The sequence below is a fragment of the Pseudomonas sp. Pseusp49 genome (assembly GCF_059491875.1).
On the sequence record NZ_CP168514.1, the window covers coordinates 1,447,766 to 1,474,045 of the forward strand.

Here is a 26,280-nt window from a genome sequence, read left to right on the forward strand (position 1 = left end):
CCTGATTACAGCTTGGCGTCGGCGGCCATCTGCACGTAGCTGGGGTCGAAGCGCAGCTTGAGGTTGCCCTTGTCGCCGCTGGTCACGCCGTTGGCGAAGGCCATGCCGACCGCGCTGGTGTCCTTGGCGCCTTCACCGAGCAAGCCGTGCTGGAAGGAGAACTCGGCGACTTTGCGCATGGTTTCCGGCAGTTGCTTGCTGGTGCTGAATGCCAGGGCTTCCTTGGGCGTGGCGAACAATCGGGTGGTGTCCAGTTGCGCCTGGAAACCCGCCAGGTCAGTGCCCGAGGCCTTGGCCATGTGTTCCAGTGCGGCTTTGCCGACGGCGTTTTTCGCGTTCATCAACTCGACCACTTCAAACCAGGCACCGGTCAGTGCCTTGCCCAGGGCCGGGTTGTCTTTGAGGGTCTCGGAGTTGACCACCATCATGTCCATGATTTCGCCGGGGATCTGGCTTGAATTGAACACTTCAGTCACTGCGGGCTTGGCCTTGATATCCGAGAGCATCGGGTTCCAGGTGGTGACGGCGTTGACCTGTTCGGTGTTGAAGGCGGCCGAGATATCGGCATCGGAGGTGTTGACCACTTTCAGGTCTTTCTCGGTGAGGTCCACCGAATCCAGCGCCCGGGCCAGCAGGTAATGGGAGACCGAGAGCTCCACCAGGTTGACGTCCATGCCCTTGAGGTCGGCGACCTTCTTGCCTTCGCCCTTGAGCACGATGCCGTCGTTGCCGTTGGAGAAATCGCTGACGATCAGCGCGGTGCTGTCGACGCCGCCAGCGGCGGGAATGGTCAGTGCATCCATGTTGGTCATGGTGCAGCCGTCGAACTGGCCGGCGGTGTACTGGTTGATCGATTCGACATAGTCATTGAGCTGCACCACATCGATCTGGATGCCGTACTTCTTCGCCCATTTGTCGACGATGCCCTGGCTGCCGGCGTACTCCCACGGCATCCAGCCGGCGTAAATGGTCCAGCACACGCTGAAGTGGTCTTTCTGGGCTGCCTGGGACGAGAAGCTCACGAGGGCGGCGAACGCAGCGGCGAGCAGGGCGGGTAAACGAAGCTGGGACATGGTGGTTCTCCAGTTGATCAAGGACGCACAGGACGGCAGCGGCACCGCTAACGGTGGCTTGTCTCCCGGGCTTTTGTCCCGCCGTGTAACCTCAACTGGAGGTCGCCAACTCTCGGACCAGTCACTCGCAATTGCGAGCCGGAACCCTAGTCAGCCATTTGCAAATTGTGGTGCCGCGAACCTGTATTGACTCCTGCACGCAGTTGTTAAAGCGAGAGGCGTGCCAAGTTGGTCCGAGCGCTCTAGCGTGGGCGACAGGGCGGTCGACGGTGTTGATGGGAGGGGCGCACTGCCTTGTGATGGTGCGCGGGTGCACCGCTTTGGAACCTGTCCGCCGCTGATCAGAAGGTGGGTGCAACGTCGCACTTGGCAGGGGATTGCCAGTCAAAACAGATGTCAGTCGGTGTGTGCCGACTGCTGTCACAGGTCTTTACGGAGGCCGCCATGTTACGTCGATTGTTGTTGGGGGCAGTGCTTGGTCTCGGACTGTCTGGCTGCTACTACTACGACGGTCCCGCCGACGTCTACGGGGAATCTTATTACTACCCCGGTTACTACTCGCCCTATTACTACGGTTACTACGGTCCGCGTTATTACGGTGGTTATCGCGCCTATTACTACGGTGGGCATGGTTACTCCCGTGGCCACGGGTATTACGGCGGTGGACATCACGGTGGTGGATATCACGGGGGACACCGTTAATCAGGGCGTGAATGGATGAAAAACCTTTCATCGGGCAGATGTTTCTACTTGTTTCAGGGACGCACCAGATCCCGAATTCGATGTCTGATCTTTCGACAGTCAGCGAACATTTGACTGTCGCCTGCCAGCGTCGCTGGTGTGGCTCACCCGCGGTCCAGGAGGCCGCCATGCTCTGTCAAAAAACGCTACGGCGAATTCTTCTGCTTGCTGTATTGGGATTGTCACTGGGTGGGTGCGTGCCTTACTACGATGAAGGAGGCAGTTATTACAGTTCCGAGGTCTATACCTCGCCATCGCCAACCTATTACGCCGGAGGGAGTTCCTACTACTCCAATGGCGGCGGTTACTACACACCGCCGCCCCGGTACTACATGCCGCCTGCGCGGTATTACCAGCCGACACCGCGTTATTACTCGCAGCCGCGGATGTATCAACCGTCGCGCCATTACCAGTCGGCCCCTCGTTATTACCAGCCGTCGCGGGGTGACTACCGCGCGCATCAGAACCATGGCTGGGACGGCCGTAACCGCGGAGGCTGGAACAACGACTATCGCGGTCATGATGGGCGCAGCAATCGTGGTGGGCGTGGCGATCACAACGGACGGGGCGGCCATCGATAGCCAATCGCAGTTCTAATGTGGGAGCGGGCTTGCTCGCGAAGGCGTTATTTCAGCAACATTGATGTTGACTGACACACCGCTTTCGCGAGCAAGCCCGCTCCCACATTTTTTATGTCCAGGCTCTAGTACTCGGACAAATCCGCCAGCGGATGCCGACCTTCCCAGGCCTTGTGAAAATGCGCCTCGACCACCGCGTCCGGCACGTTGTTGATATCCGGCCAGTGCCAGTGCGGCTTCTGGTCCTTGTCGATCAACCGCGCACGCACACCTTCGCTGAATTCCGGATGACGGCAGCAGTTGAGGCTCAGGGTGTATTCCATCTGGAAGACTTCGGCCAGCGACAGGTGCCGGGCCCGGATGATCTGTTCCCATACCAGATGTGCGGTCAGCGGCGCGCCTTCACTCAGGGTCCTGGCCGCGCGACTGAGCAACAGGTCGCTGTGGTCGCGCAGGGCGCTGATGGCCTTCCAGGCGCAACGCACATCGCTGACATCCAGTAGCTCGTCGATCTGCCGACGGCGCGGCAACCACTGGGCTTCGGGCATTTGCGCCACGGCTTCCTGCTGCAAGGCCTTGAGCAGGCTGTTGAGCTGCATGGGTGTCTGTTCCTGCCAGTTCAGTTGCAGCAGGCCTTCGATCAGCTCCGGCTGCTGTTCATCGAGCATGAAACGATCCGCCAGGTCCAGATCGATGGCATCGCGGCCGTTCATGTGCGCGCCGGTCAGGCCCAGGAACAACCCGAGCTTGCCGGGCAGGCGCGACAGGAACCAGCTGGCGCCAACATCCGGGTACAGGCCGATGCTGATCTCCGGCATGGCCAGGCGGCTGCTCGGCGTGACGATACGGGTGCTCGCGCCTTGCAACAGTCCCATGCCGCCGCCGAGCACATAGCCGTGTCCCCAGCAGATCAACGGCTTGGGGTAGGTATGCAGTTTGAAGTCCAGGCGATATTCCGCCGCAAAAAACTGCGCAGCCAGTGGCGGTACTTCACCCGGGTGGACGCGACAGGCTTCCACCAGGCTGCGCACTTCACCGCCGGCGCAAAAGGCCTTGGCGCCATTGCCGCGCAACAGGACGCAGACGATCTGCGGGTCCTTGGCCCAGGCTTCCATGCGGTCGCGCAGGGCGTTGATCATCGGCAGGGACAGGGCGTTCAGGGATTTTTCGGCATCTAGGCTGGCGATGCCGATGCGCGCGCCGTCGGTGCCGGTGAGTTCTTCGAAGTGCAGATTCATCGTGACCTCGATCGGGAATTTGAGGGTTAAGTATGATCGCTGTGTGGGAAAGTGCCGGATCTGCATCAGATCAATTGACAAGCGTGGTGAGCTTTCCTAGGGTTCGCCCCATTGTTTTTGCCGGATGTAACCATGACTGCTGACGACCGTATCAAACTCGAACCGGGCTGGAAGGAGGCACTGCGTGCCGAATTCGACCAGCCCTACATGGCAGAGTTGCGAAACTTCCTGCAACAGGAGCGGGCGGCCGGCAAGGAGATCTATCCGCCTGGGCCGATGATTTTCAACGCGCTCAATTCCACGCCGCTGGACAAGGTCAAGGTGGTGATCCTCGGCCAGGATCCCTATCACGGCCCGGGCCAGGCTCACGGTTTGTGCTTCTCGGTGCAACCCGGCGTGCCGGCGCCACCGTCGCTGGTGAACATCTATAAAGAGCTCAAGCGCGACCTGAACATCGACATCCCCAACCATGGCTACCTGCAGAGCTGGGCCGATCAGGGCGTGCTGATGCTCAACACCACCATGACCGTCGAGCGCGCCAACGCCAATGCCCACAAGGACAAGGGTTGGCAGTTTTTCACCGATCGGGTCATTGAGGTGGTCAGCCAACAGCAGCCGCACCTGGTGTTCATGCTGTGGGGCGCCCATGCCCAGAGCAAGCAGAAGCTGATCGATGCGACCAAGCACCTGGTGTTGACCTCGGTGCACCCGTCACCGCTGTCCGCCTATCGCGGCTTCCTCGGTTGCGGGCACTTCAGCCGCACCAACAAGTTTCTGGAGCAGAATGGCGAGACGCCGATCGAGTGGCGGTTGCCGCCGGTTTGATGATTGCCCCGACGGGCCTTTGTGGCGAGGGAGCTTGCTGTGGCGAGGGGGCTTGCCCCCGTTGGAGCGCGTAGCGGTCCCAGCTTTTGATAGGCAGGGTTACTCGTGTGCGCAGGCTTTACGACTGCTTCGCCCGAGCGCGGACCGGCCGGCGGGGGCAAGCCCCCTCGCCACAGTCATCACCAGCCACAAAAAATGCGTCAGGACTCGTCTGGTTCCCGGTTCCAGTACTTGAACAACGGCTCCGCCAAAAACAGCACAAACAACAACCTCATCACCTGCATCGCCGTCACCAGCGGTACCGACAATTGCAGGGTCTCCGCCGTCAGGCTCATCTCGGCAATACCGCCCGGCATCATGCCCAATGTCAGTGAGCGCAGATCCAGGTGGGTCAGCGCACTCAAGCCCAGTGCTGCGGCAGTCGCAATCAACATGGTCAGCACCGTGCCGAGCAAGGTGCGGCCCATGAACGAAGGCGCACGCCGGAAAAACTGCCGATTGAAGTGACAGCCCAGACCGCTGCCGATCAACCACTGGCCGATCTGGCTGCCGCCGTTGGGCAAGCCGATGTGCAGGTCCCAGCCGATGCTGACCGCTGCACTGACCAGCAACGGCCCGAACAGCCAGGGGTTGGGTTGACGCAGGCGTTCCCAGATCCAGGCCGCCAATGCGCCAGCAGGAAACAGCACCGCCAGCCAGCGCCAATCGATGCTGCCCGCGTGGGCAATCGGCGCACCGTCACCCAGCAAATACTTGAAGGCTGCCGGTACGCACAGCACCACCACCAACACCCGCAAACTTTGCCCCGCCGCTACATGGCTGAGCACCGCACCATTGCGCGCGCCGAGGTTGACCATCTCCCCGGAACCGCCGGGCATGCTGGAAAAGAACGCGGTGGCACGATCTTCACCGGTACGGCGCATCAGCCACACGCCGACTACGGCGGACAGGCTGGTGACCAACGCACCGAAGAAGATCAGGCCGAAATGACTCAGCACCTGCTCCATCACCAGCGGGGTGAAGTGCAGGCCGATGCCGATGCCGACGATCCACTGGCCGCACTTGCGGCCGCCAGGGATTTCGGCCAGTTGCCAGGGGGTCAGGCAACGCACGAGGATGATCGCCAGCAACGAGCCGACCATCCACGGCAAAGGCCAGCCGACCTGGCTGGCGAGGTAACCGCCCAGCAGGCCGACCAGCGGGGTTCCCCACCAGGCTTTGAGCGGTGTTCGATCAGACATCGGGGATGATGCGTTGCGCGGCCGAACGTTTGCGCCAGATACGGATGAGTGGCATCAGCAGCATGATCGCCGTCAGGATCCAGCAACCGAAGGTGATCGGGCTCGACCAGAGGATTTCCAGCGCACCGTTGGAAATCGACAGGGCGCGGCGCAGGTTTTGTTCCATCAATCCTCCGAGGATGAAGCCCAGCAATACCGGCGACAGCGGGAAGTCCAGCTTGCGCAGGATATAACCGAAGATGCCGATGCCGATCATCAGGAACAGATCGAACGTTGTCGCGTGCACCGCGTAGACACCGATCCCGGTGATGATCGCGATCACCGGCACCAGTGCCCAGTTCGGCACGGCGAGGATGCGGGTAAAGATGCGGATCATCGGGATATTGAGGATCACCAGCATCACGTTGGCGATGAACAACGAAGCGATCAGGCCCCAGACAATGTCCGGTTGCTGCTGGAACAGCAGCGGGCCCGGGGTGATGTTGTACAGCGACAATGCACCGATCATCACCGCCGTGGTGCCGGAACCTGGAACGCCGAGGGTCAGCATCGGCACCAGCGCACCGCAAGCCGCGCCACCGATGGCGGTTTCCGGCGCCGCCAGGCCGCGCATGTCACCCTGGCCGAAAGTACCCTTGGCACCCGCCATGCGTTTTTCGGTCATGTAGGCCACGGCACTGGCCAGGGTCGCACCGGCACCCGGCAATACGCCCATGATGAAACCCAGTACACCGCAACGGATGTTCACCACGAACACCGACGCCGCTTCCTTGAAGTTGAACATCATCCGGCCGGTGGCTTTGACCGCTTCCTGGCCGTGGTGGGTTTTTTCCAGCAGCAGGAGGATTTCGCTGATGGAGAACAAGCCCAGCACCAGCACGACGAACTGGATGCCGTCGGTCAGGTGAATGTTGTCCCCGGTGAAGCGATACACACCGCTGTTGGCGTCGATGCCGACGGTCGACAGGAACAGGCCGATCAGCGCCGCGATGAACGTCTTCAGCGGACGGTCACCGGCCATGCCGCCGAGGCAGACAATCGCAAACACCATCAGTACGAAATATTCCGCGGGGCCGAAGGCAATCGCCCATTTCGCCAGCAGCGGGGCGAACAGCACCATGCCGCAGGTCGCGATAAAGGCACCGATGAACGAGCTCCATGCCGACAGCGACAGTGCTACACCGGCCAGGCCTTTGCGGGCCATCGGGTAACCGTCGAGGGTGGTCATCACGGTGGACGCTTCGCCCGGAATGTTCAGCAGAATCGAGCTGATCCGGCCGCCGTATTCGCAACCCAGGTAAACCGCCGCCAGCAGGATCAGTGCCGACTCCGGTGGCAGGCCGAGGGCGAATGCGATCGGGATCAGCAACGCCACGCCGTTGATCGGCCCCAGGCCCGGCAACAGGCCGACCACTGTACCGATCAGGGTGCCGCAGAGTGCAGTCACCAGGTTGTACGGGCTCAGCGCGACGCCGAAACCCTGACCCAAATAGCCAAGAGTATCCATATCAGTTCTCCAGAACGTCGAGCACGCCCAAGGGCAGCGGTACGTCCATCAACTTGTCGAACAGCAGGTAGAGGCCGACGGCCATCAAGCTGATGATCACGATGCTTGGCACCCAGCGACCGCCATACAGTCGCGCCATGGGTACGCCGATCAGGATGCTGGCGACGATGAAACCCAGGGGCTCGAAGGTGCCGGCGAACACCAGCAACAGCACCACGCAGATGCCGATCTTGGTCAGGGTTTCGCGATCCAGCGGCGGCTCGTCGGCACTGTGCTTGATCGGTGCCGGACGGAACACCATGTACAACAGCGCTGAGCCCATCAGGCCGAGCATCAGCAATGGAAAAGCCCGAGGCCCCACCGGTTCGTAGGAAAAAGCCGCTTGGTACGGCCACGCCATCAATGCCAAGCCGAGACAGGCCAGCAACAGCACCGAAGCAAAAATGCGTTGTAAGAGCATGAGGAACTCCTGTGCCGCGACTCCGCCAAACGGAGTCGCAGCCGCTAGACAGAGACGATCACTGGATCAGGCCGAACTCTTTGGCCAGCACTTTGTAGTCCGCGACCTGCTTCTTCACATAGGTGTCCAGCTCCGGGCCGGTCATGGCGAACGGGAACAGTTCACGCTGGTCGCGCAACTTGGCGAACTCCGGTGAAGCCAGCAGTTTGTCGAAGGAGTCCTTCCACCAGGCGTAGTCCTCGTCGCTGACCTTCGGCCCCAGGTAGAAGCCGCGAACCACCGGCCAGACGATGTCGTAGCCTTGTTCGCGGGCGGTCGGGATGTCCTTCATTTCCGGCTCGTCCAGACGCTTGTCGGAGAACACCGCCAGCAGGCGCATATCACCACTGAGGATGTGTGGCATGGAGTCGGAAATGTCGGTGCTGCCAACCTGGATATGACCGCCGAGCAGGGCCGTGGCGATCTCGCCGCCCCCTTCGAGGGCGACGTAACGCAGGTCGCGCGGGTTGATCCCGGCTGCCTTGGCGATCAGCGCGGTCTGCATCCAGTCCTGGCTGCCGACGGTGCCGCCGGAACCGATCACCACTTTGCTCGGATCTTTCTTCAGGGCCTGGACCAGATCGTCGAGGGTCTTGTAGGGCGAATCGCTCTTCACCGCGATCGCGCCGTAGCTGGTGCCGACGGCGGCCAGCCAGCGCACATTGCTTTCATCGAAACGACCGAACTTGCCTTGGGCCAGGTTCAGCAGCGAACCACTGGACCAGGCCACCAACGTACCGGCATCGGCAGGACGCTGGGCGACCACCGCGTTGTACGCCACCGCGCCGACACCGCCGGGCATGTAGGTCACCCGCATCGGTTTGGTCAGCAGTTTTTCGTTGACCAGCGCGCTTTGCGCCAGTTTGCAGGTCAGGTCGAAACCGCCACCGGGCGAGGCCGGGGCGATGCATTCCGGGCGTTTAGGCTCGGCCATGAGTTGGCCGGCGAACAGCGCACAGCTGGCGGCGAGGGCGAAACGGCGCATTGAACGATTCATTTTTGTCTCCAGTGGAGTTTTTGTTTTTCGGGATGATTCAGGTGCGACGCTTTCGCGCGGCGCCGACGTGATCGAATCCGCACGGATCGAACGACGGGCAGCCGGCTTCGGCGCTGGCAAGCGTAAACATCGGGGAGCAAGAGAAAGGGCGGGGCGGGCAAGCCTGAAGCTGTGTGGACAGCATGGTGCAGTACCTCGTTTATTGTTTTTATTGGCGAAAACGCTTCGAGGCGTTTTTCGGTAGTTACATGTCAAAGCACGTTTTCAAACTACGATTCGATGGTCGGCAGTCGAAACCATCCGTGGGGCGACTCTAACGACCCAACCTTTCGCTAACCTTTCAGCGGGCTTTCACGGTTTTTCGGGCTTCACAGCGGTGATTGCGGCTGTAAACTCCGCGCCAAAGAATGGCGTCGGCCATCCCTGAACGAGGTATAGATCCATGCGTGTCCTGCTCGTCGAAGACCATTTGCAGCTCGCCGAAAGTGTCGCCCAGGCGCTCAAGAGCACCGGGCTGACCGTGGACGTCCTGCACGATGGCGTGGCCGCCGACCTGGCGCTGGGCAGCGAGGAATACGCCATGGCGATCCTCGATGTCGGCTTGCCGCGCATGGATGGTTTCGAAGTGCTGGCGCGCCTGCGGGCGCGGGGCAAGAACCTGCCGGTGTTGATGCTGACCGCCCGCAGCGACGTCAAGGATCGGGTCCATGGCCTGAACCTGGGCGCCGACGATTACCTGGCCAAGCCGTTCGAACTGACCGAACTCGAAGCCCGGGTCAAGGCGTTGCTGCGTCGCAGTGTGCTGGGCGGTGAACGTATCCAGCGTTGTGGTGTGCTGGCCTATGACCTGGAAACCCGACGTTTCACTCTTGGTGAAGAATTGCTGACCCTGACTTCTCGCGAGCAGGCGGTACTCGAAGCCCTGATCGCGCGCCCCGGTCGGGTGATGAGCAAGGAGCAACTGGCGTCGCAAGTCTTCGGTCTGGATGAAGAGGCCAGTCCCGATGCAATCGAAATCTACGTGCACCGCCTGCGCAAGAAACTGGATGGCCAGCCGGTCGCCATCGTGACCTTCCGTGGCCTCGGTTACTTGCTGGAAAGCCGCGATGCATAAGCCCAGCAGCCTGCGCTGGCGGTTGCTGTGGAACCTGGCGCTGTTGCTGGTGGTGTTGATGCTGGCCAGCGGGTTGAGCGCCTACTGGAACGGTCGTGAAGCCGCCGACACGGCCTATGACCGGACCTTGCTGGCCTCGGCGCGCACCATCGCCGCCGGCGTCTCCCAGCGCGACGGCACCCTGAGTGCCGACGTGCCCTACGTGGCTCTCGATACCTTTGCCTACGACAGTGCCGGGCGAATTTTCTACCTGGTCAACGATATCAATCAGAAGCTGATTTCCGGTTACGAAAACCTGCCCGCGCCACCGCCGGGAACGCCGCGCACCGATGACTATCCGGCGCTGGCACGTTTCTACAACGCCCAGTACCGCGGGCAGAACGTGCGCGTGGTGAGCCTGCTCAAGCCCGTGAGCGAGCCCAACATGAACGGCATGGCGGAAATCCGCGTGGCCGAAACCGATGAAGCGCGCGTCAGCATGGCCCGCAGTCTGGCGGCAGATACGTTGCTGCGCCTGGGCATGCTGGCAATCGGTGCGTTGATGCTGGTGTGGTTTGCGGTGAGTGCTGCGTTGCGCCCGCTGGAGCGCTTGCGCACGGCGGTGGAAGAGCGCCAGCCGGACGATCTGCGCCCCTTGCCATTGGTGGAAGTGCAGCGCGAATTGTGGCCGCTGGTGCGCGCCCTCAATCACTTTACCGAGCGCCTGCGTGGACAGTTCGAGAAGCAGGCGCAATTCATTGCCGATGCCGCCCACGAGCTGCGCACGCCATTGGCAGCCCTCAAGGCGCGACTGGAGCTGGGCATGCGCGCGGCCGAGCCCGAGACCTGGCGCAGCACGCTGGAGACCGCCGCCCAAGGCACTGACCGCTTGACCCATCTGGCCAATCAGTTGCTTTCCCTGGCACGGGTCGAAAATGGCGCCCGGGCGATTGCCGAGGGGGGCGCGCAGTTGCTCGACCTCAGTCAACTGGCTCGGGAACTGGGCATGGCCATGGCGCCGTTGGCCCACAAGCGCGGCATCGCGCTGGCGCTGGAAGCGGATGAACCCGTCTGGTTGCGGGGCGAGCCGACGCTATTGAACGAACTGCTGAGCAATCTGGTGGATAACGCACTGGCTCACACGCCGCCGGGCGGCAATGTGATTCTGCGGGTCTCGGCTCCCGCCGTGCTGGAAGTCGAAGATGATGGCCCCGGCATTCCTCTTGAGGAGCGCGACCGGGTATTCGAACGCTTTTACCGGCGCAATCAGCAAGTGGCCGGTTCAGGGTTGGGATTGGCGATTGTCGGCGAGATCTGTCGCGCGCATCTGGCGCAGATCAGCCTGCACGATGGAGAGCGGGCGGGGTTGAAGGTGCGGGTGAGTTTTGTTGCGGGGGAGTGATGCGGTGTCTGTTCTGGCCTCTTCGCGAGCAAGCCCGCTCCCACATTTGATCTGCGGCGACTCGGTTCAATGTGGGAGCGCGCTTGCTCGCGAAGGGGGCGACGCGGTCCTTGATCAGTAAAACATCGACCGTGTTTCTTCCAGGTCGGCGCACATCGCCTCGTCGTCGATGTCGATGCCCAGCGCATTGAAGGCCGGCACGCTCAACGGGTCAATACGAGCGAACGGATGGTCGGTGTCCTTGTGGCAATACAGGCTGGCCACCTGTACCAGATCCACATAGTCGATCTGCGCCGACTGGCGTTTGAGATTCAGGTAGAGCTGCGGCACCTGCACCAGCATGTCGGGAAAGTCCCAGACCTTGAGCAGTTTTTCGCCGATCAGGGGATGTATCCGGTCGATCACATGGTTGAGGCTGACCGGGTCGGACAGCAGTTCATAGTGATCTTCGGCGTAGGTCAGGATCGGCAGCACGCCAATTTGATGCACCAGCCCGCCAAGAGCAGCCTGGTCGGGCTTGAGCCGGGTATAACTGCGGCACAGGGCATAGCTGACGCCGGCGATTTCCAGGCTTTTGCGCCAGACTTCGCGCATTTTCTGTTCCACCACGTCGGAGCGGGCGTGGAAAATCTGCTCCATGACCAGGCCGATCGCCAGGTTGCAGCTGTAGTTGATGCCCAGGCGAGTGATCGCGGTGTGCAGGTCGGTCACTTCCTGGGTCGCGCGCAACAGCGGGCTGTTGACCACTTTGATCAGGCGCGCCGACAGCGCGGTATCACGGCCGATCACTTTGCTCAGGGTACTGACGCTGACTTCCGGGTTTTCCGCGGCCTTGCGAATTTGCAGGGCCACTTCCGGTAACGTTGGCAGAACCAGGTCATCGTTATTGATGGCCTCAACCAAATCCTGTTGGACCTTTTCCGCCAGCTCGCTCATTGAATCTCTCTAGGTGTAACGCCAAGTGCTGCCGTTATTGCTGGATTTCGCGATCGCGGTCCAGTTCATAAGGCAGGTCGAGCAGCTGCAAGGACGGCCCTTCGAGCGCGCCCAGGTGGATGTCTCCACTGTCTGCTGCTTCGGCTTGCAACACCGCCATGAGCTCAATGCCTTGCCCGGCGCGGGCAGCCAGCACCACTTCGCCGATAGAGCTGCCATGGGTCGGGGAAAACAGCGCCGTACCCGGTTCCGGCAGCTCGCCGGCAGCCAGTTGCAGGCGATACAAGCGGCGCTTGAGTTTGCCCAGGTACTGCATGCGCGCGACGATTTCCTGGCCGGTGTAGCAACCTTTCTTGAAGCTCACGCCACCGACGGCTTGCAGGTTGAGCATCTGCGGGATGAACAACTCGCGGGTGCCGGGCATGACCTGGCCGATCCCGGCACGGACCTGGCCCAGCAACCATTGATTCAGGTCACCTTCGCTCAGCACCGCCGACAGCTTGCCTTTGACCGCATCGGCTTGACTGGCAGCAACCCACAACTCGGCGCGTTGCGGTGAGACACGGATGGCGATCAGCCCGTCGTTGCGCACGACGCTGTCGGTTTCCGGCGGCAGGTCCAGGCCGAGGCTGGCCAGTGCGGCGTCGCCATGGTCAATGCCGAAGCGGACCCAGGCGGCACTCTCGTCGGTCAGTTTCGATTTGGAGAACACCGCGTATTTTTTCAGGTCCGCCAGTTGCGGTTCGAGCAATTCGGTGGCCATGGCCAGGACCACGCCGTCACCTTCGAGCAGGATGCGGAAACTCGATTGCATCCGGCCTTTCTGCGTGCAGCGCGCACCGAGGCTGGCCCGGGAATCGCTCAGGTAGTTGAGATTGCAGGTCAGTTGGCCTTGCAGGAATTTGCTGGCGTCCGCGCCGCGGACCGCGAGAACACCTTCATGAGAAAGCGTGCAGAAAAAAGCAGAATCGGCCATGGGTCATCGCAGGGTAAAAAGTCTGGTGGACATCATAAGGGGCCGCCTTCGAAATGGGTAGTTCACAAAGGATCATCGGTGCCCGACCAAAGCCGACTGTTCGACCGGGCGCGGGCCTGTATACTTGCGGCCTATTTGAGGAGCGCTCCATGGTCGAAGATGTTGAACTGAACCGCCTCTTTTGGCACAGCCGCCGTGGCATGCTTGAGCTTGACGTGTTGCTGGTACCGTTCACGAAAGAGGTTTACGCAACGCTCAACGAGGTGGATCGCGCGTTGTACGTCCGACTGCTGACGTGTGAGGATCAGGACATGTTCGGCTGGTTCATGGAACGCAGTGAATCGGAAGATCCCGAGCTGCAACGCATGGTCCGCATGATCCTGGATCGTGTCCAGCCCAAGTAATTCGTTCGAATGCCGCTGGCATGCCTCACGGCAGTTGCTGGCGGCGTATCTGCTGGCCCAGCTGTTCGCGCTGGGTTCGTTGTTTTTACTGTCGATTCCGCTCTGGGCCAGTTTGCTCGGCGTTGTGCTGTGCGTGGCTCACGGCGCCTGGCTGTTGCCCCGGCAAATCTTGCTGACCCATCCGCAGGCCATTTGCGGCTTGCGGCGCGATGCCGATGGCTGGCAGTTGTGGAGTCAGGCCAAGGGTTGGCAGCCCGTGCAGCTGAGGCCGGACAGCCTGGCGTTGCCATTGGTGGTGGTCTTGCGTTTCCGTCTGCGGGGTGAGCGCCGGGTCAGGGCCATTTGCGTGCCCCGGGATGCGCAGGCGGCGGATGTGCACCGACGCCTGCGGGTCCGGCTCAAGTTCAGCCGACGTAGGTGGGCGGCACCAGAATAGTGTCCAGCGCGACCGGCAACATGTCCGGGTAATCGAGGGTGTAATGCAGGCCACGGCTTTCCTTGCGCTCCATGGCTGACAGAATCATCAGCTCGGCCACCTGGGCCAGGTTGCGCAGCTCGATCAGATCCCGGCTGACCTTGTAGTTGCTATAGAACTCGTCGATTTCATCCAGCAACAATTGCACGCGGTGTTGTGCCCGTTGCAGGCGCTTGTTGGTGCGCACGATGCCAACGTAGTCCCACATGAACCGCCGCAGCTCATCCCAGTTGTGCGCAATGATCACGTCTTCATCGGAATCGGTGACCTGGCTCGCATCCCAGGCGGGAAGGGGGGCGGGCATCGGAACACGAGGTAACTGCTCGAGAATGTCCGTGGCCGCCGAGCGGGCATAAACGAAACATTCAAGCAGCGAGTTGCTGGCCATGCGGTTGGCGCCGTGCAGGCCGGTGAAACTGGTTTCGCCGATGGCGTACAGTCCCGGCACGTCGGTGCGGCCCTGTTGATCGACCATCACGCCACCGCAGGTGTAGTGCGCAGCGGGGACCACGGGAATCGGCTGTTTGGTGATGTCGATGGAAAATTCCAGGCAGCGTTCATACACCGTCGGGAAGTGCGTCTTGATGAAGGATTCGGGCTTGTGGCTGATGTCCAGATAGACGCAATCGATACCCAGGCGTTTCATTTCATGGTCGATGGCCCGGGCGACGATGTCCCGTGGCGCCAGCTCTGCCCGTGGATCGAAGCGCTGCATGAAGCGCTCGCCGTTGGGCAGCTTCAGGTGGGCGCCCTCGCCGCGCAGGGCTTCGGTGATCAGGAAGCTCTTGGCTTGCGGGTGATACAGGCAGGTGGGGTGAAACTGGTTGAATTCCAGGTTCGCCACCCGGCAGCCCGAGCGCCAGGCCATGGCGATGCCATCGCCGCAGGCACCGTCGGGGTTACTGGTGTACAGGTAAACCTTGGCCGCTCCCCCTGAGGCTAGGATCACAAAGCGGGCACCATAGGTATCGACTTCGCCGGTGCCGCGATTGAGCACATAAGCACCGAGGCAGCGGTCGCCTTCGAGTCCGAGGCGTTTCTCGGTGATCAGGTCTACCGCAACCCGCTGTTCCAGCAGTTCGATGTTCGGCCGTTTCCTGGCCTGCTCGAGCAGGGTGGTGAAAATGGCAGCGCCCGTGGCATCGGCGGCGTGGATGATGCGCCGATGGCTGTGACCGCCTTCGCGGGTCAGGTGGAATTCGAACCCGCCATCTTCATTGCTCGAGTGTTCATCGCGGGTAAAGGGCACGCCCTGGTCGATCAGCCATTGAATCGCTTCCTTGCTGTGCTCGACGGTAAAGCGCACCGCGTCTTCATGGCACAGGCCGCCGCCGGCATTGAGGGTGTCATCGACATGGGATTCAACGGTATCGGTGTCGTCCAGCACGGCGGCAACGCCACCCTGGGCCCAGAACGTCGAGCCATTGGCGAGGTTGCCTTTGCTCAATACGGCAATGCGCAAATGACCGGGCAAGGTCAGCGCAAGGCTCAAGCCGGCAGCACCGCTGCCAATTACCAGAACATCGTGTTGAAACTGTTGGCTCATTTCAGGATTCCGCTCAAAGCGACCCGGGTCGGGGGTGGCGCAGCTGGACTGGCGAGTCGAGTCAGCCGCACAGCCCACTAGTATATAGAGGGGGGGGACGGCACAATACCCGAGCCAGCATGGCATTGTGAAACTACTGTGACGCAAAATGTCGGGCGCTTCGTCGGATGTTTTTCTGCCCGTTGCGCGCGAGAATGACTGTATCGCCGATTTAACAGTCTTTTTCGCTTCACGGTTGCACAATGTCGGTTCGGCGCAGCTATAAATATTTGGAACTTTTGCCAAAGTGCCAAGATCAATAGACCGTTGCCTGAAACAAGGGACAGCGTCGGATTCAGTACGGGATTGCAGCTCGATCCCTGGCGAAGAATCCGATGACAAGATTATTCGCGCAGCCGGGCCCACTCGCGCTGCGCTTTTCGTGCGTGCCAAATCAGAGCCCGCAGGAAACTTGCCTGGAGGGGGAGAACTTTTGCGAAAAGCCCGAGTCTATGTTTGCAAGTCTGGTGGTTTACTTCTGCAAGCCTCCTCCGAGCTCATCGAGGAGTGTTCATGCTAACCCAGGAAGAGGATCAGCAACTGGTCGAACGCGTTCAGCGCGGCGACAAGCGTGCTTTCGATCTGCTAGTGCTGAAATACCAGCACAAAATTCTCGGGTTGATCGTGCGTTTTGTGCACGACACCCATGAAGCCCAGGATGTGGCACAAGAAGCCTTTATCAAGGCGTACCGTGCACTTGGAAATTTTCGCGGAGACAGCGCGTTTTATACGTGGCTTTACCGCATCGCCATCAACACGGCGAAAAACTATCTGGTTTCACGCGGCCGTCGGCCGCCGGATAGCGATGTCAGTTCCGAAGATGCAGAGTTCTACGATGGCGATCATGGCCTCAAGGATCTCGAGTCGCCAGAACGGGCTTTGCTGCGGGATGAGATCGAAGGCACCGTCCATCGAACCATTCAGCAACTGCCGGAAGATTTGCGTACGGCTTTAACTTTACGTGAGTTTGATGGTCTGAGTTACGAGGACATTGCGAGCGTCATGCAATGTCCGGTAGGCACCGTGCGCTCCCGGATTTTCCGCGCCCGGGAGGCCATCGACAAAGCCCTGCAGCCGTTGTTGCAGGAAAACTAAAGACAGCGGCGACAGCCAAGAGAGGAACGCCATGAGTCGTGAAGCCCTGCAGGAATCGCTGTCCGCAGTGATGGATAACGAAGCGGACGAATTGGAATTGCGTCGGGTATTGAATGCCTGCGACGATGTTGAAACCCGTGACACCTGGGCTCGTTATCAGATCGCTCGGGCAGTGATGCACAAGGATCTGCTGCTTCCACGCCTGGACATCGCTGCGGCTGTTTCTGCTGCCCTGGCTGATGAAGCCTCACCGGCAAAAGCGTCCCGCGGTCCATGGCGCAGCCTGGGTCGTCTGGCGGTCGCAGCCTCGGTGACCCTGGCGGTACTGGCCGGTGTGCGTCTGTACAACCAGGATGAGATCGCAGGTGCCGAACTGGCCCAGCAATCCGCTCAACCCGCACTGGCCGTTCCTCAAGTAAAAGGCCCTGCTGTCCTGGCAGGCTACAATGAGAGTTCGGAAGCTACAGGCCCAATGGCCAATGGCGTTTTGCAAGGTCAACCAGGCTGGCACGATCAGCGTCTGCCAGGCTACTTGCGCCAACATGCACAACAGGCTGCACTGAAAGGTACTGAGAGCGCTCTGCCTTACGCTCGTGCGGCAAGTCTGGAAAACCGTTAAGGAGGATCATGCGCGCCATACCTCTACTTTCGCTTCTGCTCAGCGGCTGGTTCATCGTTCCAGCCCAGGCTGATGATGCCCAGGACTGGTTGACCCGCCTGGGCCAGGCAGAGCAGCAGCAAAGCTTTCAGGGTACTTTCGTCTACGAGCGTAACGGTAGTTTTTCTACCCATAACATCTGGCACCTGGTCCAGGATGGAAAGGTCCGCGAGCGATTGATCCAGCTCGACGGCTCCGCTCAGGAAGTCGTTCGCATTGATGGGCATACTCAATGCGTCAGCGGCACACTGATAGCAGGGCTTGGGGACTCCCCCAACTCCGCTGCCCGTGCACTCGACCCTCAAAAGCTCAAGAATTGGTATGACCTTGCCGTCATCGGCAAGTCGCGTGTCGCTGGGCGTTCGGCGGTGATCGTATCGCTCAAACCCCGCGACCAGCACCGCTACGGTTTTGAACTGCATCTGGACAAAGAAACCGGCCTGCCTCTGAAGTCTTTGTTGTTGGACGACAAGGGGCGGTTGCTGGAGCGCTTCCAGTTCACGCAACTGGATACGGCCGACCTTCCTTCCGAAAAGGATCTGCAGGCCAGCAATGATTGCAAGCCGGTCAACCTCGACAGTGACAAGGCCTCTGCCGTCAAGGCTGCCCAGGTCTGGCATTCCGACTGGTTACCACCCGGTTTCGAGCTGACCAGCAGCACCGCTCGCAAGGATCCGCAGACCAAGACCCAGGTCAACAGCCTGATGTACGACGATGGACTGGCGCGTTTTTCGGTATTCCTCGAACCGTTGAATGGTGCAACCGTCACCGACACCCGTACTCAGTTGGGGCCGACCGTTGCGGTTTCCCGGCGCTTGACCACGGCACAGGGTGACATGATGGTGACTGTCGTCGGCGAGATACCGGTCGGTACTGCTGAACGTATAGCGCTTTCAATGCGCACCGATGCCACTGCAACCCAGCAGTGAGCAGAATTCGAAATGTTTCGTGAGCATTTCAATTTGCAAAAATCCCGTAAATTTCTTATAGGTCAGAGCCCCTCGGCTCTGGCCTTGTTTGTTGTTCCCGGAACAAAAATACCGGCGTATTGTTCCCGGTGTTCCTTGCTCCATATCGCTTAACCCTGCTCGTCGTAACGGGAGCCGTATGTCGATACCACGCTTGAAGTCCTACCTTTCCATTATTGCCACCGTGCTGGTGCTCGGTCAGGCGGTCACCGCCCAAGCGGTCGAATTGCCTGACTTTACGCAACTGGTCGAACAGGCCTCGCCCGCGGTCGTGAACATCAGTACCACGCAAAAGCTGCCGGATCGCAAAGTCAGCCAGCAAATGCCCGACCTTGAAGGCCTGCCGCCAATGCTGCGCGAATTCTTCGAGCGGGGCATGCCGCCGCAATCGCGTTCTCCTCGCGACCGTCAACGCGAGGCAACGTCCCTGGGTTCGGGTTTTATCATCTCGTCTGACGGCTACATCCTGACCAATAACCACGTGATCGCCGACGCGGACGAAATCCTCGTCCGTCTGGCCGATCGAAGCGAAATGAAGGCCAAGCTCGTCGGCACCGATCCACGTTCCGACGTGGCGTTGCTGAAAATCGAAGGCAAGGATCTGCCGGTGCTCAAGCTCGGTAAATCCCAGGACCTGAAGGCCGGCCAGTGGGTGGTTGCTATCGGTTCGCCGTTCGGCTTCGACCACACGGTGACCCAAGGCATCGTCAGCGCCGTCGGTCGCAGTCTGCCGAACGAAAACTATGTGCCGTTCATTCAGACCGACGTGCCGATCAACCCGGGTAACTCGGGTGGCCCGCTGTTCAACCTGAACGGTGAAGTGGTCGGGATCAACTCGCAGATCTATACCCGCTCCGGTGGCTTCATGGGCGTGTCGTTTGCAATCCCGATCGACGTGGCCATGGATGTGTCCAATCAGCTGAAATCCGGTGGCAAGGTCAGCCGTGGCTGGTTGGGCGTGGTGATTCAGGAAGTGAGCAAGGACCTCGCCGAGTCGTTCGGCCTGGAGAAACCGGCGGGTGCGCTGGTTGCCCAGGTCCAGGATGATGGCCCGGCTGCCAAGGGTGGCCTGCAAGTGGGCGACGTGATCCTGAGCATGAACGGTCAGCCAATCGTCATGTCGGCCGACCTGCCGCATCTTGTTGGCGCATTGAAGGCTGGTGCCAAGGCCGATCTGGAAGTCATTCGTGACGGCAAGCGCAAAAATGTCGAGCTGACCGTCGGTGCCATTCCGGATGAAGACAAGGAAATGGGCGCCGAGCCAAAATCCAGCATCGAGCGCAGCAGCAATCGCCTTGGTGTTTCCGTGGTCGAACTGACTGACGACCAGAAGAAAACCTACGACCTCAAAGGTGGTGTGGTGATCAAGGAAGTGCAGGACGGTCCTGCCGCCATGATCGGTCTGCAGCCGGGTGATGTGATCACCCACCTGAACAACCAGGCCATCGGTTCCGCCAAGGAGTTCGCGGACATCGCCAAGGCGCTGCCAAAGAACCGTTCGGTGTCGATGCGGGTACTGCGTCAAGGTCGTGCGAGCTTCATCACCTTCAAACTGGCTGAATAACCCGGTTGATGGCTGAATAAAAAACCGCCTCGAAAGAGGCGGTTTTTTTATGTCCGGACTGATTGTCTGCGAGGGCGTCAGCCCATCATGTCCTTGATCATGCGCTCCTGTTCCATCAGCTCGCGTTGCCGCGCGTCGATCCGCGAAGACAGCGGGAAGTTGCTGCCGGCCTTGCGTTTGGCGAAGTCCAGTTGCTGAATGGCCTGTTTGTAGTCCCCGACCAGGGCAAAGTATTCGGCGCGCGCCTGATGCAGGCCGATGATATTGCCCGACAGGCCACGCGTCTCGGCAACCTGATACCACACGTCCGGGTCATCCGGCCGTGACTTGAGCAGGCCTTCGAGGGCTTTCTCCGCGTCTGCGGTGCGGTTCTGCTTGAGCAGCAGGTCGACACGCATCTGATTCAGCGGGTAGTTGCCAGGGTACTGGGTTATCAACCGGTCAACCCGGGACTGGGCATCCGCCAGGCGATTGTTGGTGATGTCCAGATCGACCTGAGCGAGGTTGTAGATGATTTCGTTCGGTGCCTTGGCCAGCAACTGCTTGAGGTTTTCCCGGGCTTCGTTCAGTTGACCGCCCTTGATCTGGGCGATCGCCAGGCCGTAGCGCGCCACGTCGTTTTTCGGGTTCTCGTCGAGCTGGGCGCGGAAGCGCTTGGCACCGAGCCCCGGGCTTTCCTCATAGATCAGCTGTACGCGTGCGCGGATCAGTTGGTAGCGCATGCTGTCTTCAATACCGCCCGTTGGAAACTGTTCGGCACGGTTGCGGGTGTCGGCAATACGCGATTCGGTGACCGGGTGAGTCAGCAGGAACTCCGGCGGCTTGGCATCGTAGCGGTACTGACGCCCCAGGCGCTCGAACATGGTTGGCATCGAGCGGGGATCGTAACCGGCCTTTTCCAGATTGAGGATGCCGATACGGTCGGCTTCCTGTTCGTTCTGGCGAGAGAATCGTCGCTGTTCCTGAATGGCCGCCGCCTGTGTGCCGGCAATGGCTGCAATCCCGGCGTCACCGCCACCTGCGGCTGCTACCACGATACCCGCCAGCAATGCCGCCATCATCGGCACTTGCATGCGTTTTTGTGCTTCGATGCCCCGGGCAAAGTGGCGCTGCGACAAGTGAGCCAGTTCGTGCGCCAGTACCGAGGCATATTCGCCTTCGGTCTGGGCATTAAGGAACAAGCCACCGTTGACCCCGACTATCCCGCCCGGCGCCGCAAAGGCGTTGAGCTGCGGGCTGTTGATCAGGATGAACTCCAGGCGCCGGTCGGTGACCTGGCTGGTCTCCACCAGACGGTAAACGCTGGACTCCACGTAATCCTTGAGTTGCGGATCGTTGAGCTGCGAAACCTGGCTGCGCAACATGGCCAGCCAGGCGCGGCCGAGCTGGTATTCCTGTTGTGGCGAGACAATGGCAGAACTGGCGTCGCCGAGTGACGGCAGGTCGTCGGCGAAGCCCGGTGAGGCGAGCAGGCAAGCGAGCGTCAGCAGGGTAGGGCGCAAAAATGTCATGCACAAAGCCTTAGTCGACAAAGACCTTACTGTAGCCGGACACCGGCGTTGCGACCAGATATTCTAGGCAACTCAACCACCTGACCCGGAGTGATGCAATGACCGATGCTGTAGAGCATGACGTTGAACTGGACGCCAGCGGCCTGAATTGCCCGTTGCCGTTGCTCAAGGCCAAGATGGAGCTCAACCGGCTGGCCAGTGGCGCGGTACTCAAGGTCATCGCCACCGATGCAGGTTCGCAGCGCGACTTTCGCACCTTTGCCCGATTGGCTGGTCATACCCTGCTTCGTGAAGAAGATGAGGCGGGTGTCTACCGCTACTGGTTGAAAAAAGCCTGAAGTCTGCTGCGTTTGCTCCTAAGGATTATTGATGTTCAAAGTGTTACGCGACTGGATTCAGCGCTATTTTTCCGATGAAGAAGCGGTGGTGTTGGCTGTCCTGCTGTTTCTGGCGTTCACCGCCGTATTGACCCTGGGCGGCATGCTGGCGCCGGTGCTCGCCGGAATGGTGCTGGCGTATCTGATGCAGGGGCTTGTGGTGACGCTTGAACGCCTGCGTGTGCCGGGCGGGGTCGCGGTGGGGCTGGTCTTTGCGTTGTTCATGGGGTTGTTGCTGGTATTTATCGTGGTGGTCGTGCCGTTGCTGTGGCATCAACTGATCACCTTGTTCAACGAGTTGCCCGGCATGCTCGCCAAGTGGCAGTCACTGTTGCTGCTGTTGCCCGAGCGTTATCCGCATCTGGTGTCCGATGAGCAAGTACTGCAGGCCATCGAAGTGGCGCGCGGCGAAATCGGCAAGTTTGGTCAGTGGGCCCTGACGTTCTCGCTGTCGAGCCTGCCCTTGCTGGTGAACATCATGATCTACCTGGTGCTGGTGCCGATCCTGGTGTTTTTCTTCCTCAAGGACCGGGCCATGATCGGCCAGTGGGTGCGCGGTTACCTGCCCCGTGAGCGGGCGCTGATCACCCGGGTCGCCCATGAAATGAACCGGCAGATCGCCAACTACATTCGCGGCAAGGTCATCGAGATCTTCATCTGTGGTGGCGTGACCTACATCGCCTTCGTCGTTCTTGAACTCAACTACGCGGCGTTGCTGGCACTGCTGGTGGGGATTTCGGTGGTGGTGCCTTATGTCGGCGCCGTGGTGGTGACTGTACCCGTGTTTCTGATTGCGCTGTTCCAGTGGGGCTGGAGCGATCAGTTCATCTACTTGATGGCGGTCTACGGAATCATCCAGACGCTTGATGGCAACGTGCTGGTGCCCTTGCTGTTCTCGGAGGCGGTCAACCTGCACCCGGTGGCGATCATCTGCGCAGTGCTGTTGTTTGGCGGGCTGTGGGGCTTCTGGGGGGTGTTCTTTGCGATTCCCCTGGCGACGCTGTTCAAGGCAGTGCTGGATGCCTGGCCGCGCAAGGAGCCGGAAGTGGCGCCATTGTTGTAAATCAAAAAGATCGCAGCCTGCGGCAGCTCCTACAGGATTGATGACCATCCCTGTAGGAGCTGCCGCAGGCTGCGATCTTTTTCGATATCAGGCCTTGTTCAGTGCCTGAGCCGCTGCCAGAACAGCATCAACATGCCCCGGCACCTTCACACCACGCCATTCCTGACGCAGCACGCCATCCTTGTCGATCAGGAACGTGCTGCGATCCACGCCCATGTATTCCTTGCCATACAGCTTTTTCAGCTTGATCACGTCGAACAGCTGGCAGATGGCTTCGTCCTTGTCGCTGATCAGCTCAAAGGGGAATTCCTGTTTGCACTTGAAGTTCTCATGGGATTTCAGGCTGTCGCGAGAGACGCCGAACACTTCGGTATTGGCGGCCTTGAACGCCGCATACTGGTCACGAAAGCCCTGGCCCTCGGTGGTGCAGCCCGGCGTGCTGTCCTTCGGATAGAAGTAGATCACCACCTGCTTGCCCTTCAGGCCTGCAAGGCTGACGGTCTGCCCGCTGGTGGCGGGGGCTTCGAAATCGGCAACCGGTTGGTCGATGGCAACGGCCATGAAAGCTTCCTTACATTGGGTTCTGTGGGCGCCAGGGTTCGATCAGGGCGTCCAGGTTCAGCGCGTCGGCGAAATCCAGGAACTGATCGCGCAGCCAGCTGATCTGCACGCCGGCCGGCAAGGTCACGGTAAACGTGGCGTTGAGCATGGTGCCGCCGGTCTGCGGAGCCTGATAGGTGTCGCAGGTCAGGTTCTCCAGCTCGACATTGTGGTCCATGAAGAACTGGCACAGCTCGTTGATGATGTCCGAGCGGTAGGCCGAGCTGACATAAGCGACGTACGGCAAGGCCTGTGGGCGGTTTTCCAGGGCGGCGCTACGCACCACGTTGACGGTGAATGCGTGACGCTTGGCCAGCACGGGCAGGCTGCCTTCCAGGCGCGCCAGGGCATCCCAGCTACCGGAGATTTCCAGCACCAGGGCACTGCATTCGCCATGACGGGTCAGGCGAGAGGTGACAACGGCGCAGCGGTTTTCATGGCTGGCGCGGCACAGGACGTTGGTCAGCTCCATGGGGTTGGCGCCGAGGGCACTGATAACAAGGAATTGTTCGCGAACTGTGGGGGTGGACATGCAGCATTCCTAAAGCGATGAGCGGTCGGTACGTCTAAAGGCTGATTGGTCGGGAGCGAGCCTGCGGATGCGAACTCAGAAAGTCCCCAGTGACAGGTTGCGAACAGGCTCCGCCGGAGCGGGAGCGAGACGTGGCAACGCTGGATCAGGACTTGTGATGCCGAAAATGGAGGCTGAAACCCGACGGACGAGCTTGTCTGTAACGATCAAAGTCTGAAGGGTAGCGAAAACCGGCGCCAAGGGGAATGGCGGCAGCACAGTACTTCGCTTGTGCAAGCAACTTGGCGCCAGTACCATTACGGCTCTCTTTTTCCGGCAGGAGCGGTTTCATGATTGCGGGCAGTATGGTGGCACTGGTCACTCCCATGGATGCACAGGGGCGTCTTGACTGGGACAGCCTCAGCAAACTCGTGGACTTCCACCTTGAAAACGGCACCCATGCCATTGTCGCCGTCGGTACCACCGGCGAATCGGCAACCCTTGATGTCGATGAACATATCGCCGTCATCAAAGCGGTAGTCAAGCAGGTCAATGGTCGCATTCCGGTGATTGCCGGTACCGGCGCCAATTCGACCCGCGAAGCCGTCGAGTTGACCCGCAATGCCAAGGAAGCCGGCGCCGATGCCTGCCTGCTGGTCGTGCCGTACTACAACAAGCCGACCCAGGAAGGCCTGTACCTGCACTTCAAGCACATCGCCGAAGCGGTCGACATCCCGCAGATTCTCTATAACGTGCCAGGCCGCACCTCCTGCGACATGCAGGCCGAGACCGTGATCCGCCTGTCGACCGTGCCGAACATCATCGGTATCAAGGAAGCGACCGGCGACCTCAAGCGCGCCAAGGCCATCCTCGATGGCGTCAGCAAGGACTTCATCGTGCTGTCCGGCGATGATCCGACCGCGGTCGAGCTGATCCTGATGGGCGGCAAGGGCAACATCTCCGTCACCGCCAACGTCGCACCGCGTGAAATGGCCGACCTGTGCGAGGCCGCCCTCAAGGGTGATGCCGAGACTGCACGGGCAATCAACGAAAAACTGATGCCGCTGCACAAGGACCTGTTCATCGAAGCCAACCCGATTCCGGTGAAGTGGGCTTTGGTCGAAATGGGCCTGATGCACGAAGGCATTCGCCTGCCGCTGACCTGGCTGAGCGCACCTTGTCACGAAACGCTCCGCACGGCCCTGCGCCAGTGCAGCGTCCTGGTTTAATTGAGGAAGTACAACGCATGAAGCGAATGGCCGGACTTTCCGCACTTGCCTTGATTATCTCCAGCACCAGTGGCTGCGGATGGATCTGGGGCCCGGAAGGTTATTTCCGTGACCGTGGTAGCGATTACCTGGAAGCGCAACAGACTGCACCGATGCAAATTCCGCCGGATATCCATACCGCCAAGCGTCTGGATCCGCTGTTGCCGATCCCGCGCAACGTGGCCGATGACACCGCTACGGGCGAATACGTCGTTCCTCGTCCACAGCCGCTGACGGCGGTAGCCGACGCCAGTCCCTATTCGCTGCAGAAGAGCGGCGGCACCAGCTCGATCCTGGCGCAGAATCCGCCTGCCGAAATCTGGCCTGTGGCCGTTCAGTTCTTCCAGGACAACGGTTTCCGTCTGGATGAACAGCGCCCGCAAACCGGCGAATTCACCACGACCTGGCAGCATTCCGATGAACTGTCTGCGGCCATGGCCAAGCGCCTGAGCGCGGCCGGCGTCAGCACCGACAGCGAAACCCGCGTGCGGGTGCGCATCGAGCCGGGCGTGCAGCGCAACACCAGTGAAGTCTACGTGGTCAGCGCCGAGCGTCCAGCCGGCAGCACCGCCGACGTCGAGTTCACCAACCGTTCGGTCAACACTGGCCTGGACGCGGCACTGGTCGACGACATGCTCGCGAGCATGAGCCGTATCTCGGAGAAGGGCGGTTCGGTCTCCATGCTGGCTTCGCGTGATTTCGACGCGCCCAGCCGTGTCAGCCTGAGCGAAGACGGCAGCGGCAACCCTGTGCTGAACGTCGGTACCGACCTTGACCGTGCCTGGTCGAGCGTAGGTCGTGCGCTGGAACAAGGCGAATGGCGCGTTGAGGACATCAACCGCAGCCTGGGCCTGTACTACATCAACCTGGCCGAAAAAGCCGAGAGCAAAGACGACAAGCCAGGTTTCCTCAGCAGCCTGTTCGGCACTGCGCCGAGCAAGGAAGAGCTGGAAGCTCGCGCCGAGCGTTATCAGGTTCGCCTGAGCAAGGTTGGCGAGAACGTCCAGGTCACCGTCGAGAAGAACATCAACACCGTGGCGCCGGCAGATGTGGCGCGTAAAGTGTTGAGCAAGATTCAAGACAACCTGGGCTGAT

The 26,280-nt window shown here is 60.5% G+C and carries 27 protein-coding genes and 1 riboswitch; of the genes, 15 read left to right on the plus strand and 12 right to left on the minus strand.

The annotated features are described in order from the left end of the window. Positions 1-5 precede the first annotated feature (5 nt). Positions 6-1,073: a putative urea ABC transporter substrate-binding protein gene (locus tag ACEN83_RS06365; protein ID WP_495579802.1), complete on the minus strand. Its 1,068-nt coding sequence runs from the start codon at positions 1,071-1,073 to the stop codon at positions 6-8. 60 nt (positions 1,074-1,133) lie between these two features. Continuing rightward, positions 1,134-1,234: riboswitch (guanidine-I (ykkC/yxkD leader) on the minus strand. A gap of 283 nt (positions 1,235-1,517) precedes the next feature. Here ACEN83_RS06365 and ACEN83_RS06370 point away from each other — a divergent pair. Both ACEN83_RS06370 and ACEN83_RS06375 read left to right on the plus strand, forming a co-directional pair. Then, positions 1,518-1,775, plus strand: coding sequence for a hypothetical protein (locus tag ACEN83_RS06370; RefSeq protein WP_495579803.1), 258 nt, complete (start codon positions 1,518-1,520; stop codon positions 1,773-1,775). A gap of 167 nt (positions 1,776-1,942) precedes the next feature. After that, positions 1,943-2,395, plus strand: a complete 453-nt coding sequence (locus ACEN83_RS06375) for a hypothetical protein (RefSeq protein WP_116580232.1) — start codon at positions 1,943-1,945, stop codon at positions 2,393-2,395. 122 nt (positions 2,396-2,517) lie between these two features. On the opposite strand, the gene dspII is transcribed toward ACEN83_RS06375, so the two are convergent. Next, positions 2,518-3,630, minus strand: a complete 1,113-nt coding sequence (gene dspII / locus ACEN83_RS06380) for an enoyl-CoA hydratase/isomerase DspII (RefSeq protein ID WP_007979818.1) — start codon at positions 3,628-3,630, stop codon at positions 2,518-2,520. Positions 3,631-3,762: 132 nt separating this feature from the next. Here dspII and ung point away from each other — a divergent pair, with 132 nt between their 5' ends. After that, the gene (ung, locus tag ACEN83_RS06385) at positions 3,763-4,455 is read left to right on the plus strand and encodes a uracil-DNA glycosylase (protein WP_008050720.1); all 693 of its coding nucleotides are present in this window, start codon (positions 3,763-3,765) and stop codon (positions 4,453-4,455) included. A gap of 200 nt (positions 4,456-4,655) precedes the next feature. On the opposite strand, the gene ACEN83_RS06390 is transcribed toward ung, so the two are convergent. The 4 genes from ACEN83_RS06390 to ACEN83_RS06405 are packed head-to-tail and all read right to left on the minus strand — an operon-like array spanning position 4,656 to position 8,699. Continuing rightward, a complete protein-coding gene (locus ACEN83_RS06390; protein ID WP_495579804.1) occupies positions 4,656-5,696 on the minus strand; it encodes an AbrB family transcriptional regulator in 1,041 nt (346 codons plus the stop codon). Further along, positions 5,689-7,203 carry a tripartite tricarboxylate transporter permease gene (locus ACEN83_RS06395; protein WP_007979812.1) on the minus strand — a complete coding sequence of 505 codons (1,515 nt, stop codon included), beginning with the start codon at positions 7,201-7,203 and terminating at the stop codon, positions 5,689-5,691. The genes ACEN83_RS06390 and ACEN83_RS06395 overlap by 8 nt, the downstream gene beginning before the upstream one ends. A gap of 1 nt (position 7,204) precedes the next feature. After that, a complete protein-coding gene (locus ACEN83_RS06400) occupies positions 7,205-7,663 on the minus strand; it encodes a tripartite tricarboxylate transporter TctB family protein (protein WP_007979809.1) in 459 nt (152 codons plus the stop codon). A 58-nt stretch (positions 7,664-7,721) separates the two neighbouring features. Further along, complete coding sequence (locus ACEN83_RS06405) at positions 7,722-8,699, minus strand: Bug family tripartite tricarboxylate transporter substrate binding protein (protein ID WP_495579805.1); 978 nt, start codon at positions 8,697-8,699, stop codon at positions 7,722-7,724. Between the two features lie 442 nt (positions 8,700-9,141). On the opposite strand from ACEN83_RS06405, the gene ACEN83_RS06410 reads away from it, so the two are divergent. Both ACEN83_RS06410 and ACEN83_RS06415 read left to right on the plus strand, forming a co-directional pair. Then, positions 9,142-9,813, plus strand: a complete 672-nt coding sequence (locus tag ACEN83_RS06410) for a response regulator (protein WP_007979804.1) — start codon at positions 9,142-9,144, stop codon at positions 9,811-9,813. Next, positions 9,806-11,194 carry a sensor histidine kinase N-terminal domain-containing protein gene (locus ACEN83_RS06415; RefSeq protein ID WP_495579806.1) on the plus strand — a complete coding sequence of 463 codons (1,389 nt, stop codon included), beginning with the start codon at positions 9,806-9,808 and terminating at the stop codon, positions 11,192-11,194. The genes ACEN83_RS06410 and ACEN83_RS06415 overlap by 8 nt, the downstream gene beginning before the upstream one ends. Positions 11,195-11,308: 114 nt before the next feature. Here ACEN83_RS06415 and ACEN83_RS06420 read toward each other — a convergent pair whose 3' ends face one another. Beyond that, positions 11,309-12,130 carry an HDOD domain-containing protein gene (locus tag ACEN83_RS06420; protein ID WP_495579807.1) on the minus strand — a complete coding sequence of 274 codons (822 nt, stop codon included), beginning with the start codon at positions 12,128-12,130 and terminating at the stop codon, positions 11,309-11,311. 34 nt (positions 12,131-12,164) lie between these two features. Continuing rightward, positions 12,165-13,106 carry a CAF17-like 4Fe-4S cluster assembly/insertion protein YgfZ gene (gene ygfZ / locus ACEN83_RS06425; protein WP_495579808.1) on the minus strand — a complete coding sequence of 314 codons (942 nt, stop codon included), beginning with the start codon at positions 13,104-13,106 and terminating at the stop codon, positions 12,165-12,167. Positions 13,107-13,255: 149 nt separating this feature from the next. Here ygfZ and ACEN83_RS06430 point away from each other — a divergent pair, with 149 nt between their 5' ends. Further along, positions 13,256-13,510, plus strand: coding sequence for an FAD assembly factor SdhE (locus ACEN83_RS06430; protein WP_007979797.1), 255 nt, complete (start codon positions 13,256-13,258; stop codon positions 13,508-13,510). Then, the gene (locus ACEN83_RS06435; protein ID WP_495579809.1) at positions 13,494-13,946 is read left to right on the plus strand and encodes a protein YgfX; all 453 of its coding nucleotides are present in this window, start codon (positions 13,494-13,496) and stop codon (positions 13,944-13,946) included. The genes ACEN83_RS06430 and ACEN83_RS06435 overlap by 17 nt, the downstream gene beginning before the upstream one ends. Here ACEN83_RS06435 and nadB read toward each other — a convergent pair. Next, positions 13,915-15,531 carry an L-aspartate oxidase gene (gene nadB / locus ACEN83_RS06440; protein ID WP_495579810.1) on the minus strand — a complete coding sequence of 539 codons (1,617 nt, stop codon included), beginning with the start codon at positions 15,529-15,531 and terminating at the stop codon, positions 13,915-13,917. The genes ACEN83_RS06435 and nadB overlap by 32 nt on opposite strands. A gap of 552 nt (positions 15,532-16,083) precedes the next feature. Between nadB and rpoE the strand changes: the two genes are divergently transcribed. The 4 genes from rpoE (at position 16,084) to ACEN83_RS06460 (ending at position 19,855) form a co-directional block, all read left to right on the plus strand. Continuing rightward, positions 16,084-16,665 (plus strand): RNA polymerase sigma factor RpoE/AlgU, encoded by a 582-nt coding sequence (gene rpoE, locus ACEN83_RS06445; RefSeq protein WP_003172477.1) that lies wholly within the window; start codon positions 16,084-16,086, stop codon positions 16,663-16,665. Positions 16,666-16,696: 31 nt separating this feature from the next. Beyond that, positions 16,697-17,284 (plus strand): sigma-E factor negative regulatory protein, encoded by a 588-nt coding sequence (locus tag ACEN83_RS06450; RefSeq protein WP_104450530.1) that lies wholly within the window; start codon positions 16,697-16,699, stop codon positions 17,282-17,284. Between the two features lie 8 nt (positions 17,285-17,292). Then, positions 17,293-18,252, plus strand: a complete 960-nt coding sequence (locus tag ACEN83_RS06455) for a MucB/RseB C-terminal domain-containing protein (RefSeq protein ID WP_495579811.1) — start codon at positions 17,293-17,295, stop codon at positions 18,250-18,252. Positions 18,253-18,430: 178 nt separating this feature from the next. Next, complete coding sequence (locus ACEN83_RS06460) at positions 18,431-19,855, plus strand: DegQ family serine endoprotease (protein ID WP_495579812.1); 1,425 nt, start codon at positions 18,431-18,433, stop codon at positions 19,853-19,855. A gap of 77 nt (positions 19,856-19,932) precedes the next feature. Here ACEN83_RS06460 and ACEN83_RS06465 read toward each other — a convergent pair whose 3' ends face one another. Further along, positions 19,933-21,366, minus strand: coding sequence for a M48 family metalloprotease (locus tag ACEN83_RS06465; RefSeq protein WP_495579813.1), 1,434 nt, complete (start codon positions 21,364-21,366; stop codon positions 19,933-19,935). A gap of 98 nt (positions 21,367-21,464) precedes the next feature. On the opposite strand from ACEN83_RS06465, the gene ACEN83_RS06470 reads away from it, so the two are divergent. Further along, a complete protein-coding gene (locus tag ACEN83_RS06470; RefSeq protein ID WP_007979782.1) occupies positions 21,465-21,704 on the plus strand; it encodes a sulfurtransferase TusA family protein in 240 nt (79 codons plus the stop codon). 31 nt (positions 21,705-21,735) lie between these two features. Then, positions 21,736-22,806 carry an AI-2E family transporter gene (locus ACEN83_RS06475; protein WP_007979780.1) on the plus strand — a complete coding sequence of 357 codons (1,071 nt, stop codon included), beginning with the start codon at positions 21,736-21,738 and terminating at the stop codon, positions 22,804-22,806. An 87-nt stretch (positions 22,807-22,893) separates the two neighbouring features. On the opposite strand, the gene ACEN83_RS06480 is transcribed toward ACEN83_RS06475, so the two are convergent. Continuing rightward, a complete protein-coding gene (locus ACEN83_RS06480; protein ID WP_218485718.1) occupies positions 22,894-23,367 on the minus strand; it encodes a peroxiredoxin in 474 nt (157 codons plus the stop codon). Positions 23,368-23,377: 10 nt separating this feature from the next. Then, entirely contained in the window at positions 23,378-23,938 is a 561-nt protein-coding gene (locus ACEN83_RS06485; protein ID WP_007979776.1) for a glycine cleavage system transcriptional repressor, read from the minus strand. Between the two features lie 329 nt (positions 23,939-24,267). Between ACEN83_RS06485 and dapA the strand changes: the two genes are divergently transcribed. Together dapA and bamC are read left to right on the plus strand one after the other, a co-directional pair. Continuing rightward, entirely contained in the window at positions 24,268-25,146 is an 879-nt protein-coding gene (gene dapA / locus ACEN83_RS06490; RefSeq protein ID WP_007979774.1) for a 4-hydroxy-tetrahydrodipicolinate synthase, read from the plus strand. Positions 25,147-25,163: 17 nt separating this feature from the next. Next, positions 25,164-26,279, plus strand: coding sequence for an NlpB/DapX family lipoprotein (gene bamC, locus ACEN83_RS06495; protein ID WP_116580245.1), 1,116 nt, complete (start codon positions 25,164-25,166; stop codon positions 26,277-26,279). The last annotated feature ends 1 nt before the right edge of the window (position 26,280 follow it).

Bases quoted from the DNA above. Each gene is read 5' to 3' on its own strand.
- ACEN83_RS06460 (WP_495579812.1), top strand. From the start codon at position 18,431: ATGTCGATACCACGCTTGAAGTCCTACCTTTCCATTATTGCCACCGTG.
- ACEN83_RS06405 (WP_495579805.1), bottom strand. From the start codon at position 8,699: ATGAATCGTTCAATGCGCCGTTTCGCCCTCGCCGCCAGCTGTGCGCTG.
- ACEN83_RS06375 (WP_116580232.1), top strand. From the start codon at position 1,943: ATGCTCTGTCAAAAAACGCTACGGCGAATTCTTCTGCTTGCTGTATTG.
- dspII (WP_007979818.1), bottom strand. From the start codon at position 3,630: ATGAATCTGCACTTCGAAGAACTCACCGGCACCGACGGCGCGCGCATC.
- ACEN83_RS06450 (WP_104450530.1), top strand. From the start codon at position 16,697: ATGAGTCGTGAAGCCCTGCAGGAATCGCTGTCCGCAGTGATGGATAAC.
- ygfZ (WP_495579808.1), bottom strand. From the start codon at position 13,106: ATGGCCGATTCTGCTTTTTTCTGCACGCTTTCTCATGAAGGTGTTCTC.
- ACEN83_RS06390 (WP_495579804.1), bottom strand. From the start codon at position 5,696: ATGTCTGATCGAACACCGCTCAAAGCCTGGTGGGGAACCCCGCTGGTC.
- ACEN83_RS06365 (WP_495579802.1), bottom strand. From the start codon at position 1,073: ATGTCCCAGCTTCGTTTACCCGCCCTGCTCGCCGCTGCGTTCGCCGCC.
- dapA (WP_007979774.1), top strand. From the start codon at position 24,268: ATGATTGCGGGCAGTATGGTGGCACTGGTCACTCCCATGGATGCACAG.
- ACEN83_RS06410 (WP_007979804.1), top strand. From the start codon at position 9,142: ATGCGTGTCCTGCTCGTCGAAGACCATTTGCAGCTCGCCGAAAGTGTC.
- ACEN83_RS06475 (WP_007979780.1), top strand. From the start codon at position 21,736: ATGTTCAAAGTGTTACGCGACTGGATTCAGCGCTATTTTTCCGATGAA.
- bamC (WP_116580245.1), top strand. From the start codon at position 25,164: ATGAAGCGAATGGCCGGACTTTCCGCACTTGCCTTGATTATCTCCAGC.
- ACEN83_RS06465 (WP_495579813.1), bottom strand. From the start codon at position 21,366: ATGACATTTTTGCGCCCTACCCTGCTGACGCTCGCTTGCCTGCTCGCC.
- rpoE (WP_003172477.1), top strand. From the start codon at position 16,084: ATGCTAACCCAGGAAGAGGATCAGCAACTGGTCGAACGCGTTCAGCGC.
- ACEN83_RS06420 (WP_495579807.1), bottom strand. From the start codon at position 12,130: ATGAGCGAGCTGGCGGAAAAGGTCCAACAGGATTTGGTTGAGGCCATC.
- ACEN83_RS06400 (WP_007979809.1), bottom strand. From the start codon at position 7,663: ATGCTCTTACAACGCATTTTTGCTTCGGTGCTGTTGCTGGCCTGTCTC.
- ACEN83_RS06470 (WP_007979782.1), top strand. From the start codon at position 21,465: ATGACCGATGCTGTAGAGCATGACGTTGAACTGGACGCCAGCGGCCTG.
- ACEN83_RS06455 (WP_495579811.1), top strand. From the start codon at position 17,293: ATGCGCGCCATACCTCTACTTTCGCTTCTGCTCAGCGGCTGGTTCATC.
- nadB (WP_495579810.1), bottom strand. From the start codon at position 15,531: ATGAGCCAACAGTTTCAACACGATGTTCTGGTAATTGGCAGCGGTGCT.
- ACEN83_RS06415 (WP_495579806.1), top strand. From the start codon at position 9,806: ATGCATAAGCCCAGCAGCCTGCGCTGGCGGTTGCTGTGGAACCTGGCG.
- ACEN83_RS06485 (WP_007979776.1), bottom strand. From the start codon at position 23,938: ATGTCCACCCCCACAGTTCGCGAACAATTCCTTGTTATCAGTGCCCTC.
- ung (WP_008050720.1), top strand. From the start codon at position 3,763: ATGACTGCTGACGACCGTATCAAACTCGAACCGGGCTGGAAGGAGGCA.
- ACEN83_RS06430 (WP_007979797.1), top strand. From the start codon at position 13,256: ATGGTCGAAGATGTTGAACTGAACCGCCTCTTTTGGCACAGCCGCCGT.
- ACEN83_RS06370 (WP_495579803.1), top strand. From the start codon at position 1,518: ATGTTACGTCGATTGTTGTTGGGGGCAGTGCTTGGTCTCGGACTGTCT.
- ACEN83_RS06395 (WP_007979812.1), bottom strand. From the start codon at position 7,203: ATGGATACTCTTGGCTATTTGGGTCAGGGTTTCGGCGTCGCGCTGAGC.
- ACEN83_RS06480 (WP_218485718.1), bottom strand. From the start codon at position 23,367: ATGGCCGTTGCCATCGACCAACCGGTTGCCGATTTCGAAGCCCCCGCC.